This window comes from Bacillus safensis FO-36b (assembly GCF_000691165.1).
GTDB classification, from domain to species: domain Bacteria; phylum Bacillota; class Bacilli; order Bacillales; family Bacillaceae; genus Bacillus; species Bacillus safensis.
Genome location: NZ_ASJD01000003.1, coordinates 247,340 through 264,845 on the forward strand (window position 1 = coordinate 247,340; position 17,506 = coordinate 264,845).

At 41.3% G+C, this 17,506-nt stretch carries 16 protein-coding genes; all 16 read left to right on the top strand.

Features of this window, described 5'->3' with window-relative positions:
- Positions 1-13: 13 nt before the first annotated feature.
- Complete coding sequence (locus BA81_RS09135) at positions 14-739, top strand: DUF881 domain-containing protein (protein WP_034281689.1); 726 nt, start codon at positions 14-16, stop codon at positions 737-739.
- The gene (locus BA81_RS09140; RefSeq protein WP_003210988.1) at positions 739-1,107 is read left to right on the top strand and encodes a small basic family protein; all 369 of its coding nucleotides are present in this window, start codon (positions 739-741) and stop codon (positions 1,105-1,107) included. Before BA81_RS09135 ends, BA81_RS09140 begins: the two co-directional genes overlap by 1 nt.
- Positions 1,108-1,266: 159 nt before the next feature.
- Positions 1,267-2,589, top strand: coding sequence for a cell division protein FtsA (ftsA, locus tag BA81_RS09145; RefSeq protein ID WP_034281692.1), 1,323 nt, complete (start codon positions 1,267-1,269; stop codon positions 2,587-2,589).
- 33 nt (positions 2,590-2,622) lie between these two features.
- A complete protein-coding gene (ftsZ, locus tag BA81_RS09150) occupies positions 2,623-3,768 on the top strand; it encodes a cell division protein FtsZ (protein ID WP_024426931.1) in 1,146 nt (381 codons plus the stop codon).
- 302 nt (positions 3,769-4,070) lie between these two features.
- Positions 4,071-8,387, top strand: coding sequence for a S8 family peptidase (locus BA81_RS09155; protein ID WP_034281693.1), 4,317 nt, complete (start codon positions 4,071-4,073; stop codon positions 8,385-8,387).
- A 250-nt stretch (positions 8,388-8,637) separates the two neighbouring features.
- Complete coding sequence (gene spoIIGA / locus BA81_RS09160; protein WP_034281695.1) at positions 8,638-9,567, top strand: sigma-E processing peptidase SpoIIGA; 930 nt, start codon at positions 8,638-8,640, stop codon at positions 9,565-9,567.
- A gap of 58 nt (positions 9,568-9,625) precedes the next feature.
- On the top strand, positions 9,626-10,345 hold the full coding sequence (gene sigE, locus BA81_RS09165; RefSeq protein WP_007499746.1) for an RNA polymerase sporulation sigma factor SigE: 720 nt from the start codon (positions 9,626-9,628) through the stop codon (positions 10,343-10,345).
- 143 nt (positions 10,346-10,488) lie between these two features.
- Positions 10,489-11,268 (top strand): RNA polymerase sporulation sigma factor SigG, encoded by a 780-nt coding sequence (sigG, locus tag BA81_RS09170; RefSeq protein WP_024424250.1) that lies wholly within the window; start codon positions 10,489-10,491, stop codon positions 11,266-11,268.
- A 150-nt stretch (positions 11,269-11,418) separates the two neighbouring features.
- On the top strand, positions 11,419-12,357 hold the full coding sequence (locus tag BA81_RS09175; protein WP_024424249.1) for a sugar-binding transcriptional regulator: 939 nt from the start codon (positions 11,419-11,421) through the stop codon (positions 12,355-12,357).
- Between the two features lie 244 nt (positions 12,358-12,601).
- Positions 12,602-13,846: an NAD(P)H-dependent oxidoreductase gene (locus tag BA81_RS09180; protein WP_024426935.1), complete on the top strand. Its 1,245-nt coding sequence runs from the start codon at positions 12,602-12,604 to the stop codon at positions 13,844-13,846.
- 12 nt (positions 13,847-13,858) lie between these two features.
- Entirely contained in the window at positions 13,859-14,290 is a 432-nt protein-coding gene (locus tag BA81_RS09185) for a transcriptional regulator GutM (RefSeq protein WP_024424247.1), read from the top strand.
- An 18-nt stretch (positions 14,291-14,308) separates the two neighbouring features.
- Positions 14,309-14,839 (top strand): PTS glucitol/sorbitol transporter subunit IIC, encoded by a 531-nt coding sequence (srlA, locus tag BA81_RS09190; protein WP_024424246.1) that lies wholly within the window; start codon positions 14,309-14,311, stop codon positions 14,837-14,839.
- 13 nt (positions 14,840-14,852) lie between these two features.
- Positions 14,853-15,863 carry a PTS glucitol/sorbitol transporter subunit IIB gene (srlE, locus tag BA81_RS09195; RefSeq protein ID WP_024426936.1) on the top strand — a complete coding sequence of 337 codons (1,011 nt, stop codon included), beginning with the start codon at positions 14,853-14,855 and terminating at the stop codon, positions 15,861-15,863.
- A gap of 26 nt (positions 15,864-15,889) precedes the next feature.
- Complete coding sequence (locus BA81_RS09200) at positions 15,890-16,246, top strand: PTS glucitol/sorbitol transporter subunit IIA (RefSeq protein ID WP_007499733.1); 357 nt, start codon at positions 15,890-15,892, stop codon at positions 16,244-16,246.
- 126 nt (positions 16,247-16,372) lie between these two features.
- Positions 16,373-17,152, top strand: coding sequence for an ABC transporter ATP-binding protein (locus tag BA81_RS09205; protein ID WP_034281697.1), 780 nt, complete (start codon positions 16,373-16,375; stop codon positions 17,150-17,152).
- 79 nt (positions 17,153-17,231) lie between these two features.
- The gene (locus BA81_RS09210) at positions 17,232-17,468 is read left to right on the top strand and encodes a YlmC/YmxH family sporulation protein (RefSeq protein WP_008344958.1); all 237 of its coding nucleotides are present in this window, start codon (positions 17,232-17,234) and stop codon (positions 17,466-17,468) included.
- The last annotated feature ends 38 nt before the right edge of the window (positions 17,469-17,506 follow it).

Consider the following 17,506-nt stretch of genomic DNA (forward strand, 5'->3'; position numbering starts at 1 on the left):
AAGGTGAGTGGTGTTGAGGAAAAAGAAGCCTTTACTTAGTTTGACAGCCTTAATGGTGATATTCGGCATCATGGTCTCCATCCAATTTAATTCATTGCAAAAGCCCAAAGTTCGTGATACTCGCGATGTGTGGGAGCTAAGAGAGGATTTATCTGCATCTAAAAGTAAAGAATTGGATTTACTGAAAGAAATTGATAAATACGATGAAATGCTGAAAAAGTATGGTCATCAAGGAGATCAATCAAAAGAAGCACAACTGACAAAAACATTAAAAGATTTAAAAGAAAAGGCTGGTTTTACAGAAGTGACAGGGGAAGGAATTGAAGTTGACATCTCTCAGCTTTTCTCCAAGGAACTGACCGGGGAAGAAGTGAAAAATATCCCACCTGATCTTCTGAAAAAGTTAATCAACGAAGCCAATATGTATGGGGCAAAACATATTTCCATTAATGACCACCGTGTGATTAATACAAGTGTGATTCGAGATATTAATGGCACGACGAAAATGGATGGCTACAGCTTAGATGGTGATGAAGTGACCATCAAGATGATCAGCGACCAGGCCGACAAATTATACAGCCGTTTAAATGTATCAGATATTGGTGATTTGTTTGCTCAGGAAAATTTCGGCTTAAGTATTAGCCAGCCGAAGCAGCAAATTCAATTAAAAGCATATGACGGTGCGATTCAGTTAAACGAGTTGAAGCCTCTTGACGATGTAAAGGAGGGAAAATCTTAATGTGGCTTCCTGTACTTGGCTTAATCATAGGAGTTGCGATCGGTTTCTTAACAAATTTTACGATACCGAATGAGTATTCTAATTATCTTTCCCTCGCTGTACTTGCTGCGCTTGATACATTGATTGGTGGAATCAGGGCACATCTGCAAGGGGCATACGATGAACTAGTGTTTGTATCAGGCTTTTTCTTTAATATTATACTTGCAATAAGTTTAGCTTTTCTGGGCGTCCATCTTGGTGTAGACTTGTATTTAGTCGGAATGTTTGCTTTCGGCGTTAGATTGTTTCAAAATATAGCAGTTATTCGAAGAATTCTACTAACAAAATGGACAATTTCTAGAGAAAAAAAGAAAAAAAGTGAGTCATAAAAAAGGATATACATATGATGTAACGAATATTTTCAGTAATCCTAATAAAAAATGTTGATTTTTTAAGTTTTGTTACACACTTGTAAAAACACATTCATTGTATTGTTGTTCAGCAAATAATAGAATAGAAAGTATTGATATGTGAGGAGGTGCCATAGAATGAACAACAATGAAATTTACGTCAGCCTTGACATCGGTACATCCAATATAAAAGTCATCGTCGGAGAAATGGCGGATGATTCGCTTAACATTATAGGTGTTGGAAATGTCCCTTCAGAAGGGTTAAAAAAAGGATCGATTGTTGATATAGATGAGACAGTTCATTCTATTAGACAAGCATTTGAACAGGCTGAAAGAATGGTAGGTTTTCCTTTACAAAAGGCGATTGTCGGAATTAACGGAAACCACATTCATATTCAGAACACGAGCGGCGTGGTCGCAGTATCTAGTGAAAACAAAGAAATACATGCTGAAGATGTGAGACGTGTCTTAGATGCTGCACAGGTAGTATCTATTCCTCAAGAACATCTCGTCGTAGACGTCATCCCGAGACAATTTATCGTCGACGGAAGAGATGAGATTACTGATCCGAAAAAAATGCTTGGTGTTCGGCTAGAGGTGGATGGAACGTTAATTACAGGTTCTAAGACGATTCTACATAACTGGCTCCGATGTGTAGAAAGAGCTGGAATTGAAATTATGGATATTTGCTTGCAGCCGCTCGCATCGGGCTCAGCAGCATTATCGAAAGATGAAAAAAATCTAGGGGTAGCTCTCGTCGATATTGGCGGCGGATCTACAACGATTTCCGTATTTGAAAACGGGCATCTCTATTCTACTCACAGTATCCCTTTGGGCGGAGAGAACATTACAAAAGATTTGTCTATAGGACTTAGAACTTCTACTGAAGAAGCTGAACGAATCAAAAAACAATTTGGACATGCGTTTTATGATGAGGCATCGTCTGAGGAAACATTTGAAGTTTCTGTCATCGGTACCGATCAGAAACAGACGTATACACAGCTTGAAGCGGCTAATATCATCGAGGCGCGGCTGGAAGAAATCTTGCTCTTTGTGGCAGAGGAATTAAGAAATATGGGTGTCCATGATTTGCCTGGAGGATTCGTTTTAACAGGTGGACAGGCAGCTATACCAGGTATCCTTTCTCTTGCACAAACGGTCTTGCAAAACAATGTTAGAATTGCAAGTCCGAATTATATTGGGGTGAGAGAACCTCAGTATATGACAGGAGTGGGTCTGATCCACTTTGCTTATCGCAATGCAAAGATTCAGGGCAGACAGGTTGGATTCCAAATGCCGGATGAGGCGTTTCATGAAGTAGGCGCGTCCATGGAGCCGGTTTCTTCTGCACCACAAGTGAAAGAAGCGCAGCCAAGACCGAAAGTAAAACAAAAAGCACAAGAAGAGACAAATAAAAAACCGGGCAAAATGAAAAAACTATTTAATATGTTCTGGGAATAGAATTAGATTTTCGACGGATTAGGAGGATTCAGCATGTTGGAGTTTGAAACAAATATAGACGGCCTAGCATCAATTAAAGTAATCGGAGTAGGTGGAGGCGGAAATAACGCTGTCAACCGAATGATCGAAAATGACGTACAAGGTGTCGATTTCATTGCAGTCAACACAGATGCACAGGCGTTAAATCTATCAAAAGCAGAAACGAAAATGCAAATCGGTGCTAAGCTGACAAGAGGGCTTGGAGCAGGTGCGAATCCTGAAGTCGGTAAAAAAGCTGCTGAGGAAAGCAAAGAACAGATTGAAGAAGTATTAAAAGGCGCAGACATGGTCTTTGTTACTGCTGGTATGGGCGGTGGAACTGGTACGGGTGCTGCACCTGTCATTGCAAAAATCGCAAAAGATTCTGGTGCATTGACAGTTGGAGTCGTGACTCGTCCTTTCACATTTGAAGGAAGAAAGCGTCAGCTTCAAGCAGTCGAAGGAATTGCTTCTATGAAGGAAGCAGTTGACACATTAATTGTGATTCCAAATGATCGCTTGCTTGAAATTGTTGATAAAAACACGCCAATGCTTGAAGCATTCCGTGCAGCAGATAACGTACTACGACAAGGTGTTCAAGGGATCTCAGATCTTATTGCTACACCAGGTTTAATCAACCTTGACTTTGCTGACGTGAAAACGATCATGTCCAATAAAGGTTCTGCTCTTATGGGTATCGGTGTTGCGACTGGTGAAAATCGTGCCGCTGAAGCTGCGAAGAAAGCTATTTCTTCACCACTTCTGGAAACGGCAATCGACGGTGCACAAGGTGTCATCATGAATATTACTGGTGGTACGAACCTAAGTCTTTATGAGGTACAAGAAGCAGCGGACATTGTGGCTTCTGCATCTGATGAAGATGTAAACATGATTTTCGGTTCTGTCATTAATGATAACTTGAAGGATGAAATTGTGGTAACCGTGATCGCAACGGGATTTATTGAGCAAGAGCCAGAGGTGTCAAAACCACAAAGAAATCCATTAGGGCAAGGATTAAAGCAAAATCAATCCATTCCTCAAAAACGTGAAGTCAAGCGTGAGGAACATCAGCAGTCATCATCTCAGCCGAGACAAAATACACAATCAAGCGATGATACGCTGGATATCCCAACGTTCTTGCGCAATCGTAATAAACGCTAATCGAGTATCACTCATCCCCTTCCACCGGAAGGGGATTTTTTCATGTCCAATATATAAAGAAACCTGTATCACTCCTAATCAAAAAGTCTTAAATCTGTCTGGGCTACTTTATTCAACATATGTATTTCGACTTAGAGTGATTAAGTAAAAAGAATCATTTTTAAATCCTATTACAAAAAGCGACAAAATGATGAACTTTATTTGACTACATTAAATAGAACACCATGAATCTTGTCATGAACAAAGGAAAGGGAGGAGTTAAACCCATACACTGTTTGACCATTTGAGGAGGAGGGATTTGATTGAAAGTGAAGTTTCGCAAGACCGCCGGCTATCGTTTGATGAGTCTTTTGGTGATTGGTACTTTAACGATGACAAGCTTTGGGATGGTTCAAGCAAAATCGACTTCTACCTCATATCAAGAGGAAGCTGTTTCCTCCAAGAAAACAAAAGCAAAGATCTCATCTAGATTAATGAAACAGTTTCAACAAGAAGACAAGGTGACCTTTTTAGTCAAAATGAAGGAACAAACCAATGTCAAAAAAGTGGCGAAGGATGCTGTGTCAAAGGCCAAAAAACAGAAGTTAACAGCAGCTAAAACGCAGTACACAAAAAGATCAGCTGTCGTATCAGAACTAAGAGCGACGTCTGAAGAGACGCAGGAAGCGCTGCTTGCTTATTTACAAAAGGCACAAAAGAAAAAGCAAGTGAAGGATATTCATTCGTACTATATTGTAAATGGTCTCGCTGTGACGGGAACGAAAGAAGTCATGGAAAAGGTGGCTTCCTTCCCAGAAGTAGATCAAGTGCTGCCAAATGAAATCCGTCAAATCCATCGTCCTGTTGATTTGAAAACTTCAAAGAAAAACAAACAAATCAAAGCAGCAGATGGAATCGAGTGGAACATTTCTCAAGTTCATGCCCCAGAAGCGTGGGCTTTAGGCTATGACGGAACTGGTACCGTTGTGGCAAGTATTGATACAGGTGTGGAATGGGATCATCCTGCATTAAAAGAAAAATACCGTGGATTTGATCCTGCACGTCCGAATGAACCTTCTCATGAATTCAATTGGTACGATGCAACGACAGGTTCTGAAGCGCCATACGATGATTTAGAGCATGGTACACATGTAACGGGAACGATGGTTGGCTCTGAGCCAAATGGAGAGAATCAAATTGGAGTCGCACCAGGTGCAAAATGGATCGCGGTGAAAGCTTTCTCAGAAGATGGTGGATCAGATGCTGATCTGCTTGACGCAGGTGAATGGATTTTAGCTCCAAAAGATAAAAACGGAACCCCTCATCCAGAAAAGGCGCCAGATGTGGTCAATAATTCTTGGGGCGGTGGGCCTGGTCTTGATGATTGGTATAAAGATGTGGTCAATGCTTGGAGAGCTGCGGACATCTTCCCAGAATTTTCAGCTGGTAATACGGATTTATTTAACCCTGGCGTTGAGGGATCTATTGCAAATCCTGCGAACTATCCCGAAGCCTTTGCGACGGGTGCAACAGATCAAAACAACAAACTGGGTTCTTTCTCTTTGCAAGGTCCCTCTCCATATGGAGTCATGAAACCAGATATTGCGGCCCCAGGGGTAAACATTCGTTCTTCTATTCCAGGGAAAGGGTATGAGGATGGCTGGAATGGAACCTCGATGGCAGGTCCGCATGTTTCAGCTGTTGTGGCTCTTCTGCGCCAAGTACAGTCAGATCTGTCTGTTGAAGAGATTGAAGAAATTCTCATTGATACTGCAAAACCACTGACAGATCAGCAATTCCCGGAATCCCCTAACAATGGCTATGGGGCAGGATTAGTTGATGCAAAAGAAGCCATCACAGCATTAACAGATGGAATTGGCAAGATTGAAGGGCAGGTAACAAAAGAAGGAGAAGATACAGAACCACCTGTTTTTTCTCATAAAGGACCGAATGAAATTTTTGCCTCTACGCCAACACCTCTTAGTATTACAGCAGAAGATGAAGTAGCTGTGACAAATGTCTCCTTGAGCTATCAAGTGGATCAAGGGAGAAGGGAGACGCTGCAAGCAAAACGAACGGATGGAAATCATTTAAAAGGGACATATGTTGTCCAGCTCCCAGAACTTGAGGGAGAAAACGTCACGTACCGATGGATTGTGAAAGATTTTGGAGAAAATGAAGCCGCATCAGAACCGTATACGCTTCCGATTAAAACATCCATCACGACTGGCTACTCGCAAGATTTTGAAGCTTGGCCAAGTGGATGGTTCAGTGGTGGAACAAAAGATCCTTGGCAGTGGGGGAAGCCGACCACAGGTCCGAAACAAGCCTTTACTGGAGATCATGTCTACGCTACAAACCTAGACAGTCCTTATGAAAATCAAACAGATGCTCATTTATCTATGCCGATGATTGCTGTACCTGAGTCAGGCTCCTCCTTTTTACAATTTCAATACTGGCATGACCTTGAAGCAAATTATGACTATGTGCATATTCATGTGCAGCCTGAGGGGGAAGATGCTGTCCAAGTGGCAGCCTACACAGGCAAAACAAGTGGATGGACAAAAGGAGAAGTTGATTTATCTGCCTACAAAGGTCAGAACGTGAGAGTTATTTTTCAGCTAAGAACGGATGGCAGTGTGACAAAAGACGGTTTTTATTTAGATGATGTGAAAATAACAGATCAAGCCTTGCCTCAAAAGGCAAAGAAACAACTTGGCGTCATCAAAAAAGAAAAGCCAGCACAGGAGCAGAAGAAACCCGTCGATCCGAAAAGTGCAAAGCCTGCTAAAATAAAAGAAAAGCATGTCCAGATGAAAAAGGAAAAAAGTGTAGATGCCCCATCTATCAAAGCTCTTCCGATGAAGGCAGAAATCAGTGTTCTTGAAAGCGGCAAGTCCACGTACACGGATGAAGCGACAGGGAGATATCAGCTTTCTCATGGTGCAGGGGAATTTACAGTGAAAGCTGAAGCATATGGCTTTGAATCACGCACCCAAAAAGTCAATATTTCTGCAAATGATCAGGCAGAGGCAAATTTCTCCTTACAGCCACTAGAAAAACGAACGATATCTGGCACAATTGTAAGCGAAGCAACGGGTGAAAAAGTAAAGGATGCTACGGTTTATCTTGTAGAGGATGCGAAAGTTGAGCCGGTGAAAACTGATGAATCTGGTGAGTTTTCTCTAGAGGCATTGAGCGGTGTGTATACAGTCAAAGTATTTGCGAAAGGGTTTAAAGGATATTCGTTTACAGCTGATGTGACAGAAAAGCCGCTTGAAAAAGCAATCAAGCTGGAACCTTTCATCGGTTTTGCTGGCGAAATTGGCTACGATGACGGAACAGCTGAAAATGCGCGGGCGTTCTATGATCCTGGTAATGGCTGGGCGGTGAAATTTTCATTAGAAAAAGGGAAGAAACAAGCGCAGGTCGCAGGGGGACTTTTCCGTTTCTGGACAACAGAGTGGCCAGCCCCTGGCGGGAATGAATTTGCGGTTGAAGTGTATGATGCTTCCGGAAAGGACGGTGCTCCAGGTAAGAAAATCGCTGGACCTTTCAAAGCGAATGCGCTGCGTAATGGTGAATGGACAAAAGTAGATTTAGAAGATCAAGCCATTACGGTGGATGGAGATTTCTATCTTGTCTATATTCAAACGAAAAAGAATACGGAATCTCCAGGCCTTGCAACAGATGAAGATGGACCAAATGCTGAAAGAAGCTGGCAGCTGACAAGCGGTGCCTTTTCTCCTTCTCCAAAAGAAGAGGGAAATTATATGATTCGTGCGCTTGTCCAATATGAAGCAGATGTGCCAGAAATAACATCTCCAAAGGCTGGAACGATCACGAACAAAGATGAACTGGAGATTGAAGGTAAAGCCTCTCCAGGGCTTGATGTAGCGATCTATCAAAACGATAAAGAGATTGCCAAAGTGAAAGCAGATCAGTCGGGTGCTTTCAAAGAGAAGGTTACAGTGTCAAGCGGAGAGCATGTATTTACGGCTGCCACTGTTACGGATAAAGGCGCAACGAAAAAATCCAAATCAGTCAAGGTGATCATTGATCAAACAGCCCCAGTGGTAACGATAGATACACCAAAAAAAGGGGAAAAATCTAACAAAGAATCACTCACTGTAGAAGGAAAGGTAACCGATGATCATCTTGATCAAGTCACTGTGAATGGAAAAAAGGCAGCAATAAAAGATGGGAAATATTCTGCAAGAATCCTGCTTGAGAACGGGAAAAATACGATCAAAGTTACAGCAAAAGATGCAGCAGGAAACAAAGCGACTAAAAAAGTCGATATCGATGTTCAATACGAAGCGCCTGAGATTTCTAAGCTGACACCAGCAGAGAATGTCAATCTATCATCAGGTGAGTCTGTTAAAATTTCATTTAACAGCAGAGAAAAGCTAGACGCAACGTTTGTCATTCATATGCCGCTGACAAACGCGAGATCAAAGCTGCAAAATACAACAGAACTTCCGCTTCGTGAGGTAGCCGGCGGAACATATGAAGGCTACTGGACAGCTACTTCTACCGCCAAAGCAAAAGGTGCAGTAATTGAAGTGATTGTTCGGGATGATTATGGAAATGTTACTCGACAAAAGGCTTCAGGCACATTAAATATCAATGAAAAATAATCCTTAAAAAAAGGCACGACTCCTTGGAGCGTGTCTTTTTCGTTTCGAATAATTGTTTGAAAGCTTGTCCGGAAGCACACTCTCTTGCTTTGTGCTCTCATTCCTCGACAAAAACAATAACAATCCACCAAAAGTTCTCTATCATCCCCAACAAGAATTGACAGACTTCCATCTCTTGGCTGTTTTATACTGGTACAAACAAGTGCAAGTACTGCTTTTGATTCTTTGTTTCAGATGAAAGGAGCAGAAGGTGGTCATTTATTTAGATGTGATTTGGCTGTTAAACTTTTGTTTTGATCTATTGCTTCTCTTACTCACTGCATTTATTCTCAAACGACAAGTAAAAAAACGGCGATATATGTTAGGAGCTCTGATTGGATCGAGCATTGTTCTCTTGCTCTTTACACCATTTGCAATGTTTGTGTCACACCCTTTGGGCAAACTGCTTTTTTCTGTCTTGATCGTGCTTGCTACTTTTGGATTTCAAAGATTTCGATCCTTTTTTCAAAACCTGTTTGCTTTTTACTTTATCACATTTTTGATGGGAGGAGGCATGATCGGGGTTCATTCGTTTTTACAAACCAATACTGTTATTCAAGACGGGCTGCTGATTTCACAAAATGATGGCTTTGGTGATCCCATTAGCTGGCTTTTCGTTTTAACCGGCTTTCCTGCGATTTGGCTGTTTTCAAAGAAAAGATTAGGAGAGGTCGGTGCGAAAAAAAGACAGTTTGATGAACAAGTCCTTGTGGAGATACACATTCACGGGGAGATCATCCGTTTAAAGGGACTCGTCGATTCCGGTAATCAGCTGTATGATCCTATGACGAAAACACCTGTGATGATCGTTCAAGCAGATCAGCTCATGTCCATTTGCGGAGAGCCATTTATAGAGCTTATGAAGCAGTCTCATCCTGTTGAAGTGATGCAAAAGCTCGATGATCAATTTCCGCTTCTTGACCGTTTAAGACTTGTTCCATATCGAGCGGTCGGTCATGATCACGGGTTTCTTCTATGCTTAAAACCAGATACGGTCATCATTTATTCAAAGACGCATATGATCCAGCCAGCCAAGTGTTTTGTAGGCATGAGTCTGAGCGGTTTATCAGCAGATCAGGAATTTCAATCCATCATTCATCCAGATATGTTAGAGGGAAAAATCATCCAAGGGGTGTCTTAAGTTTTGGTGATGTCTTTTATCTTACGAGGTCAACTTGACATTTAGAAGGGAGAAGAAGATGAAAAAATTAAAATTTAAACTCACTTACTACTGGTATAAACTCCTCATGAAGCTAGGTCTTAAGAGTGATGAGATTTATTATATTGGTGGTAGTGAGGCGCTGCCGCCGCCATTATCAAAGGATGAAGAGCAGGAACTGCTTGTCAAATTACCAAAAGGTGATCAAACAGCAAGGGCCATCCTGATCGAAAGAAATTTGCGGTTGGTGGTCTACATCGCAAGAAAATTTGAAAACACAGGGATTAATATTGAGGATTTAATTAGTATTGGAACTATTGGTCTAATTAAGGCAGTCAATACATTTAATCCAGAAAAAAAGATCAAGCTTGCGACATATGCTTCGAGATGTATTGAAAACGAGATTTTGATGTATTTGCGCCGAAATAATAAAATTCGTTCAGAAGTGTCGTTTGATGAGCCGCTCAACATTGATTGGGACGGAAATGAACTGCTTTTATCAGACGTACTTGGAACAGATGATGATATTATCACACGGGATATTGAAGCAAATGTAGATAAAAAACTGTTGAAAAAAGCGCTGGAGCAATTAAATGACCGCGAAAAGCAGATTATGGAGCTCAGATTCGGTTTAGTTGGCGGTGAAGAAAAAACCCAAAAAGATGTCGCTGATATGTTAGGAATTTCCCAGTCGTATATTTCAAGACTTGAAAAAAGAATTATTAAACGATTACAAAAAGAATTTAACAAAATGGTCTAAAAAAATTTTTTTGAAAGCTCTGTCCCTTTGCTGTCAAAGGTATCAACTTCTTTTCTCATGATTCTCATCATCACTCGTGCATATTTTTCCATCCCAAGGAGATACTGAACTTTGTACAACAGCTCCTGTAGGGAGGGAAAAAAGTGTCCAGAAATAAAGTGGAAATCTGCGGAGTCGACACCTCCAAACTGCCTGTTCTGAAAAACGAAGAGATGAGAAAATTGTTCAGACAGCTGCAGGATGAGGGTGACGATACAGCAAGAGAAAAGCTAGTCAATGGCAATTTGCGGTTGGTTTTAAGTGTGATTCAGCGTTTTAACAACAGAGGCGAGTATGTGGATGATCTCTTCCAAGTAGGCTGTATCGGATTAATGAAATCAATTGATAATTTTGATTTAAGCCACAATGTCAGATTTTCAACTTATGCGGTCCCTATGATCATAGGAGAAATCCGTCGATACTTGCGTGATAACAACCCAATTCGGGTGTCTCGTTCACTAAGAGATATTGCCTACAAAGCGCTTCAGGTTCGTGAGAGGCTGATTAGTGAGACAAGCAAGGAGCCAACGGCAGAAGACATTGCCAAAGTGCTGGAAGTGCCTCATGAGGAAATTGTCTTTGCCCTAGATGCGATTCAAGATCCTGTTTCTTTGTTTGAACCGATCTATAATGACGGAGGAGATCCGATTTATGTGATGGATCAAATTAGTGATGATCGGAACAAAGACACACAATGGGTAGAGGAATTGGCCTTAAAAGAGGGAATGCGCAGATTGAATGATCGAGAAAAAATGATTCTCCGCAAACGCTTCTTCCAAGGAAAAACGCAAATGGAAGTCGCTGAAGAGATCGGGATTTCTCAAGCACAAGTCTCAAGACTTGAAAAAGCAGCCATCAAACAAATGAATAAAAACATCTTTTAAAGCCGCCGCTTCATGTGCGGCTTTTTTCATTCTTGGAAAGAGCACGTCTCTAGTATTGACTCTGTTATTTTTTTCATTTAATCTGTTTTTAACAAATGTTATTTTAGATATCATTTGTTAGGGAACACTTAAGCGGAAAGAAGGGTTATTATGACATTCCATGATGAAAGAAGGCTGCTCATTAAGGTTGCGCATATGTATTATGAAGAAGGCGCCACTCAATCTAAAATAGCAGATGCTGTTGGGGTTAGCCGTTCGCTCATATCGAAATATTTGGCAAAAGCACGTGAAGCAGGGATCGTGGAAATCATTATTCATGATGAAATGAATCAACAATATGGATCTTTAGAAAGAAAAATAGAGCGGAAATACGGGCTGCGAGAAGTCGTCTGTGTGGAAACGCTCAGCCAAGAAACAACAAAAAGCCGAATCGGCGCTGCGGCGGCAGGCTTTTTATTAAAAGTCATGAAGGATGGACAAGTCATCGGTTTTTCCTCAGGAACCACTTTGCATGAAATGGCGAAATCGCTTACGTCAGTTCAGCACTACCCATCCGTGACATTTGTTCCGCTTGTCGGGGGTGTGGGAAACGAAGATGTTGATATCCATGCCAATTATATTATTGCGAGATGCACAGAGGCACTCAAATCTAAATGTGAGTTTTTACATGTGCCTGTCATGCTTGATACGAAAGAAGCGAAGGATGTACTGATACGGCAGCCGTCAATCAAAAAAGTGATTGAATTAGGAGAATCATCAAATATTGCGGTTGTCGGGATTGGCGGGGTTCCGCAGCATTCAACGATGGTGAAATCTTATATGACAAGCGGTGAGGAGGATATTCTTCAAGCGAAGGATGTAGCGGGTGACATTTGCTATAACTTTATTGATCACCAAGGAGAAGTGTATCCCCACCCATGGAACGACAGGGTAATGGGCATAAGCCCGCAAAAGTTGAAAGAAATCCCGCTAGTCATTGGTGTCGCTGGAGGAGAAGAAAAAGTTGAAGCGATCCGGGCAGCCTTAGAAGGTGGATTAATTCATGTATTAATTACGGATGAACGAACAGGAGATGCCTTATTAAAGTAACTACCTAATATGATTAGGTAGTTTTTTTGAGTCTTTAGACTCAAAAAGATTGAAAATTTTATCGATTTTATCTTGACACAAAGTTGACACATCATATAAACTAAGTTCATAACAAATGATAAATAAAATAACAAATGTTACAAGAAACAGATTTTTGTTAATTTTTATAACATTTGTTAAAAGTTTCAGATTATTTTTCTAGCAATCTACCCGAGAAGCAAGAAAACCTGAAAGGATGATTTAGATGTCAATCTATCAACAGTTGTTAGCTCGAGAACGCAGTGGAGATCCAATCAAAGTAGGAATTATTGGGGCAGGCCAAATGGGCTTTGGACTTATTTCACAAATTTCTAAAATTCCAGGCATGATTGTAGCAGGTGTTTGTGATATTCACCTTAGTGCAGCAGAGAAGGCAGCGAATTTTTACAAGCAGCATGCGAAGCCGCATCAAATGGTCGTCACAAATGATTATAGAGAAGTGATTCAATCAGATTTTGTGGAAGTTGTCGTAGATGCAACAGGAGTGCCAGAGGTCGGAGCAAACATTTCTTTGGAAGCGCTTAATTCAAAGAAACATCTCGTTCTTTTAAATGTAGAAGTTGATATTACCATCGGTTTGGTGATGCATAAATTATTCACAAATGCAGGACTTGTTTATTCTGGATCAGCTGGAGACGAACCGGCAGCAACACTAGAATTATATGAATTTGCAAAAACAATGGGACTTGAGGTGCTCGTTGCTGGGAAAGGCAAGAACAACCCATTCTTCCCAGAAGCAAATCCAGATACGTGTAAAGCAGAAGCAGATAGTAAACATATGAGTGCACATATGCTCGCTGCCTTCCAAGACGGAACAAAAACAATGGCAGAAATGAACTTATTAAGTAACGCGACAGGGCTTTTGCCAGATAAAGTCGGTATGCACGGAGTCGAAGCAAATTTAGAGAATGTAGCAGATAAATTGAATCAAAAACAACAAGGCGGCGTGCTCGATAACTTCGGAGTCGTTGAATATGTAAATGGACTTGCTCCTGGCGTATTCGTTATCGTCAAGAGTGATCTAGAGCCAGTAGATGAAGAGCTTCGTTACTTAAAAGTTGGAAAAGGTCCTCACTACACGCTTTACCGTCCTTTCCACTTAGCGAGTCTTGAAACACCTGTTACCATCGCAAAAGCGGTCTTACAGCATGATTCATCGATCCACCCGATTGGTGTACCAGTGTCAGAAACAGTCGCTGTTGCGAAAAGAGATATTAAAGCAGGGGAATCACTTGACGGAATTGGCGGATACTCCGTAAGAGGTGTACTTGAAACGCATCAAGACATGAAAACGAACGGTCACATTCCAATTGGCTTAATCAGCGGAAAAGTCGTAGCGAAAAAAGACATCAAATTAGGACAGTTCCTTACTCATGATGATGTAGAGCTTGATTCAAACACAACCGTCTGGAAGCTGCGTTCATTACAAGATCACTTATTTCAATCATAAGGACGTGAAGCTATGGAAAAATTAGCAATCGTACTTTGTATCATTCTCATCGTGCAGTATGGGTTATCTTTTATTCAAATCAAGTATTATCGCAAAAGCATGGACTCACTGATTGATGACTACAGAGGGAAACAAGGCTATCACTTATTTTCAGGAATGGAACGGCGCAAAGTTGGCCCTGGGGCCATTGCGCTCATCATTGTGGATGAATCGTATATCATTCAAAAATGCCATGTGCTTGGCGGCGTGTCGATCTTATCTAAATTTAAAGAAGTCCCTGCATATGAAGGCAAGCATGTAGGGGCTGTGCTGGACGAGCACCACATGATGAAGAAAACGTTGAAAAAGCGCAAAAAAGCGCCAGCTGTCATGCAAGCACTTTCCATGGCGGCTGAACAGGCACTTGTCTCGATTTCGAAAAAAAATATAACAAATGTGAACTAAAGAAAGGGGAGATGAAACATGGAATGGATTCAATGGTTTGGAGAGCACTTTATCGGAATGTTTGAAGCCGGCGGAAAGCAGTTCATGGGTCTGATTACAGGTATCGTTCCAACGCTTGTTGTGTTACTTACTTTCACTTATGCTGTCATGAAATTTATTGGAGAAGAGCGAGTGAATAGAGCCATTCAGTTTGCAGCGAAATATACCATTTTGCGCTACACGTTAATGCCGATCTTATCTGTACTTATTTTGACAAACCCAATGGCTTATACGTTTGGCCGCTTCTTACCTGAAAAACAAAAACCAGCATTCTATGATTCAGCTGTTTCATTTGTTCATCCGGTGACATCACTGTTCCCGTATGCCAACGCAGGAGAACTATTTGTCTATTTAGGAATTGCGAACGGGATTAAAGAAGCTGGATATTCAATGTCAGAGCTTGCTGTTCGTTACTTCTTAGTCGGGATCGTCGTCATTTTGCTACGCGGAATCATTACTGAATGGATTACAAAATATTTAGCAGGAAAAATGAAAGCGAATTCACAATAGGGGAGGGTTAGACATGACAAACCACAAAGTATTTGTTGCAAAAGGTGCTGGCGGATGGGGAGAAGGCTTAGAGCTTGAACCAACTGGTAAAAGAAGAAAGGTCGTTTCCATTACAGGGGGAGGCATTCACCCGGTTGCACGTAAAATTGCAGAAATGACAGGGACAGAAGCATGTGATGGCTTTAAAAACTCTATACCAGAAGATGAAATGATGTGTGTTGTCATTGACTGCGGGGGAACAGCGCGAATCGGACTTTATCCAATGAAACGCATTCCAACTGTAGACGTTTTGGCATCCTCTCCTTCTGGGCCGCTTGCTAAACATATTACAGAAGATATCTTCGTATCAGGCGTAACAGAAAAAGATATTTCCTATGCAGAAGCATCTGATGGTGAGGCGAAAGCAGAAGGTCAGGAAAACAGTGAGTCGATTGACAAAGAGAATTTCAAAGAAACGTATGCAAAGCTGAAAGAGGAAAATATTGAGCGGCAGGAAAAGGGCAATTTCCTGATGAGATTCTCACGCGGAATCGGGAAAGTCACCGGTACGTTCTACCAGGCTGGCCGTGATTCTGTTGATATGCTTTTGAAAAACATTATTCCATTCATGGCATTTGTCAGTATGTTAATTGGAATTATCAATTATACAAAAATCGGTGATCTGATTGCCCATTTTCTATCACCTTTGGCAGGATCTCTTTGGGGGCTCTTACTGCTCGTTGTGGTCTGTACACTGCCGTTCCTATCACCTGTCTTAGGACCTGGAGCAGTCATTGCCCAAGTCATCGGTGTTCTGATTGGTAGTCAAATTGCACTAGGAAACATTCCGCCTCAATTTGCACTTCCTGCACTATTTGCCATCAACGGTCAAGTAGGGTGTGATTTTATTCCAGTGGGGCTGTCACTTGGTGAAGCGAAGCCGGAAACGGTACAATATGGGGTACCAGCTGTTTTGTATAGCCGTCTTATTACAGGGGTTCTATCTGTTGTGATCGCATACGTTGCCAGCTTCGGTATGTATTAAACGTATTAAAGGAGGAATCGAGATACATGGTAACACAATCTGTCGTAAAAGAAATTGGGATCTTAGTCCCGCAATTTAAAGAAGATAAGCTGATTGTTTTATTTGGACCCGCAGCGCCGCAGGAATTAAGAGATATGTCTGTCATTCATGAGTTCGAACATCTAGAAGAAGAGCCGCTGAAGCTAGGCGGAACCATTCAAGTGGGCGATCAAACGTACACGATCACAGCCCTAGGCAATAAAGCAAATGACAACTTTAAAGAGCTCGGCCATATTTCGATCTACTTCCAAGAGCCGTTTGATGATGTATTACCAGGAGCTGTATTTGCATCCCCGCACACGTTTCCTGATATAAAAGAAGGCGTACGAATTGAAATTTCGTAACCTTGTAAAAAAGCTGTTCCTAAATTGGAGCAGCTTTTTTATATGAGGTTTACCAGAAAGAGCATTTACGATATGCTGTAAACATTCATTATTTGTATATTCAGAATTTTTACTCAGGAGGAAGTTATGGTATCACTTGAATTGAAGAATGTTTCATTAAAAAGAAATGGGAAATGGCTGCTGCAGTCTGTTGACTGGCAGGTAAATAAGCAGGAACACTGGGTGCTTTACGGTTTAAATGGTGCGGGAAAAACCGCTTTATTAAATATGCTCTGCTCCTATTATTTCCCCACGTCAGGCGAGATGACAGTGCTGGGGCATGTCTTTGGCAAGGAAGCTCTTGGTGAAAAGCTCAGGAGGAAAATTGGTCTCATCTCAGCGGGACTTGAAAAGAAATTGCATAGAGACGACAATGCTTTTGAAATTGTACTTAGCGGCGCATTTGCTTCTATCGGGCTTTATGAAACCCCGACAGATGAAATGAGAGAGAAAGCCATTGATCTATTAAAAGCATTTGGTTCATTCAAATATGCCAACAGAACATATGAAACCCTCTCACAGGGAGAGAAGCAAAAAGTCTTGATTGCGAGGGCTTTAATGAATGATCCGCAGCTTTTGATTTTAGATGAACCTGTGACGGGTCTTGATTTTTTAGCAAGAGAGCAAGTGCTGGAGACCATCTCATTTATTGCAGCAAAGCCTGATGCGCCTACTTTGCTCTATACGACCCATCATGCAGAGGAGATTCTGCCTGTTTTTCAGCACACCTTATTATTAAAAGATGGATCTGTTTTTGATCAAGGAGAAACGAAAGAAATGATGACAAGCGGCTTGCTTTCTTCTTTTTTTGAATGTCCGGTAGATGTCATGTGGAGAAATGGCCGTCCGCATTTAAGTAAATTGTAGATAAAAGAAACTATTGGTCTGCGTCCCTGCTTTTCCATCATACATATTATAGTAGAAAACGAAAGGCGGGGAAGGACAGATGATCAGTATTTCTGAATTCCAAATCAAGGATGTCGTCGATGTATCCAGCGGAAAAAAACTAGGCACCATTGGGGACATTGATATTAATGTGACAAGCGGCAAAATACAAGCGATTATTATTGGCGGCACAGGTAAAATGATGGGATTTTTCGGAAAAGAAGAGGAAATGATCGTCCCTTGGCGAAATATAGTAAAAATTGGCGAAGATGTGATACTTGTCCGATTGTCTTCTTAATTCATATAACTCCTCAATGAATCATTCAATTTTTCCTT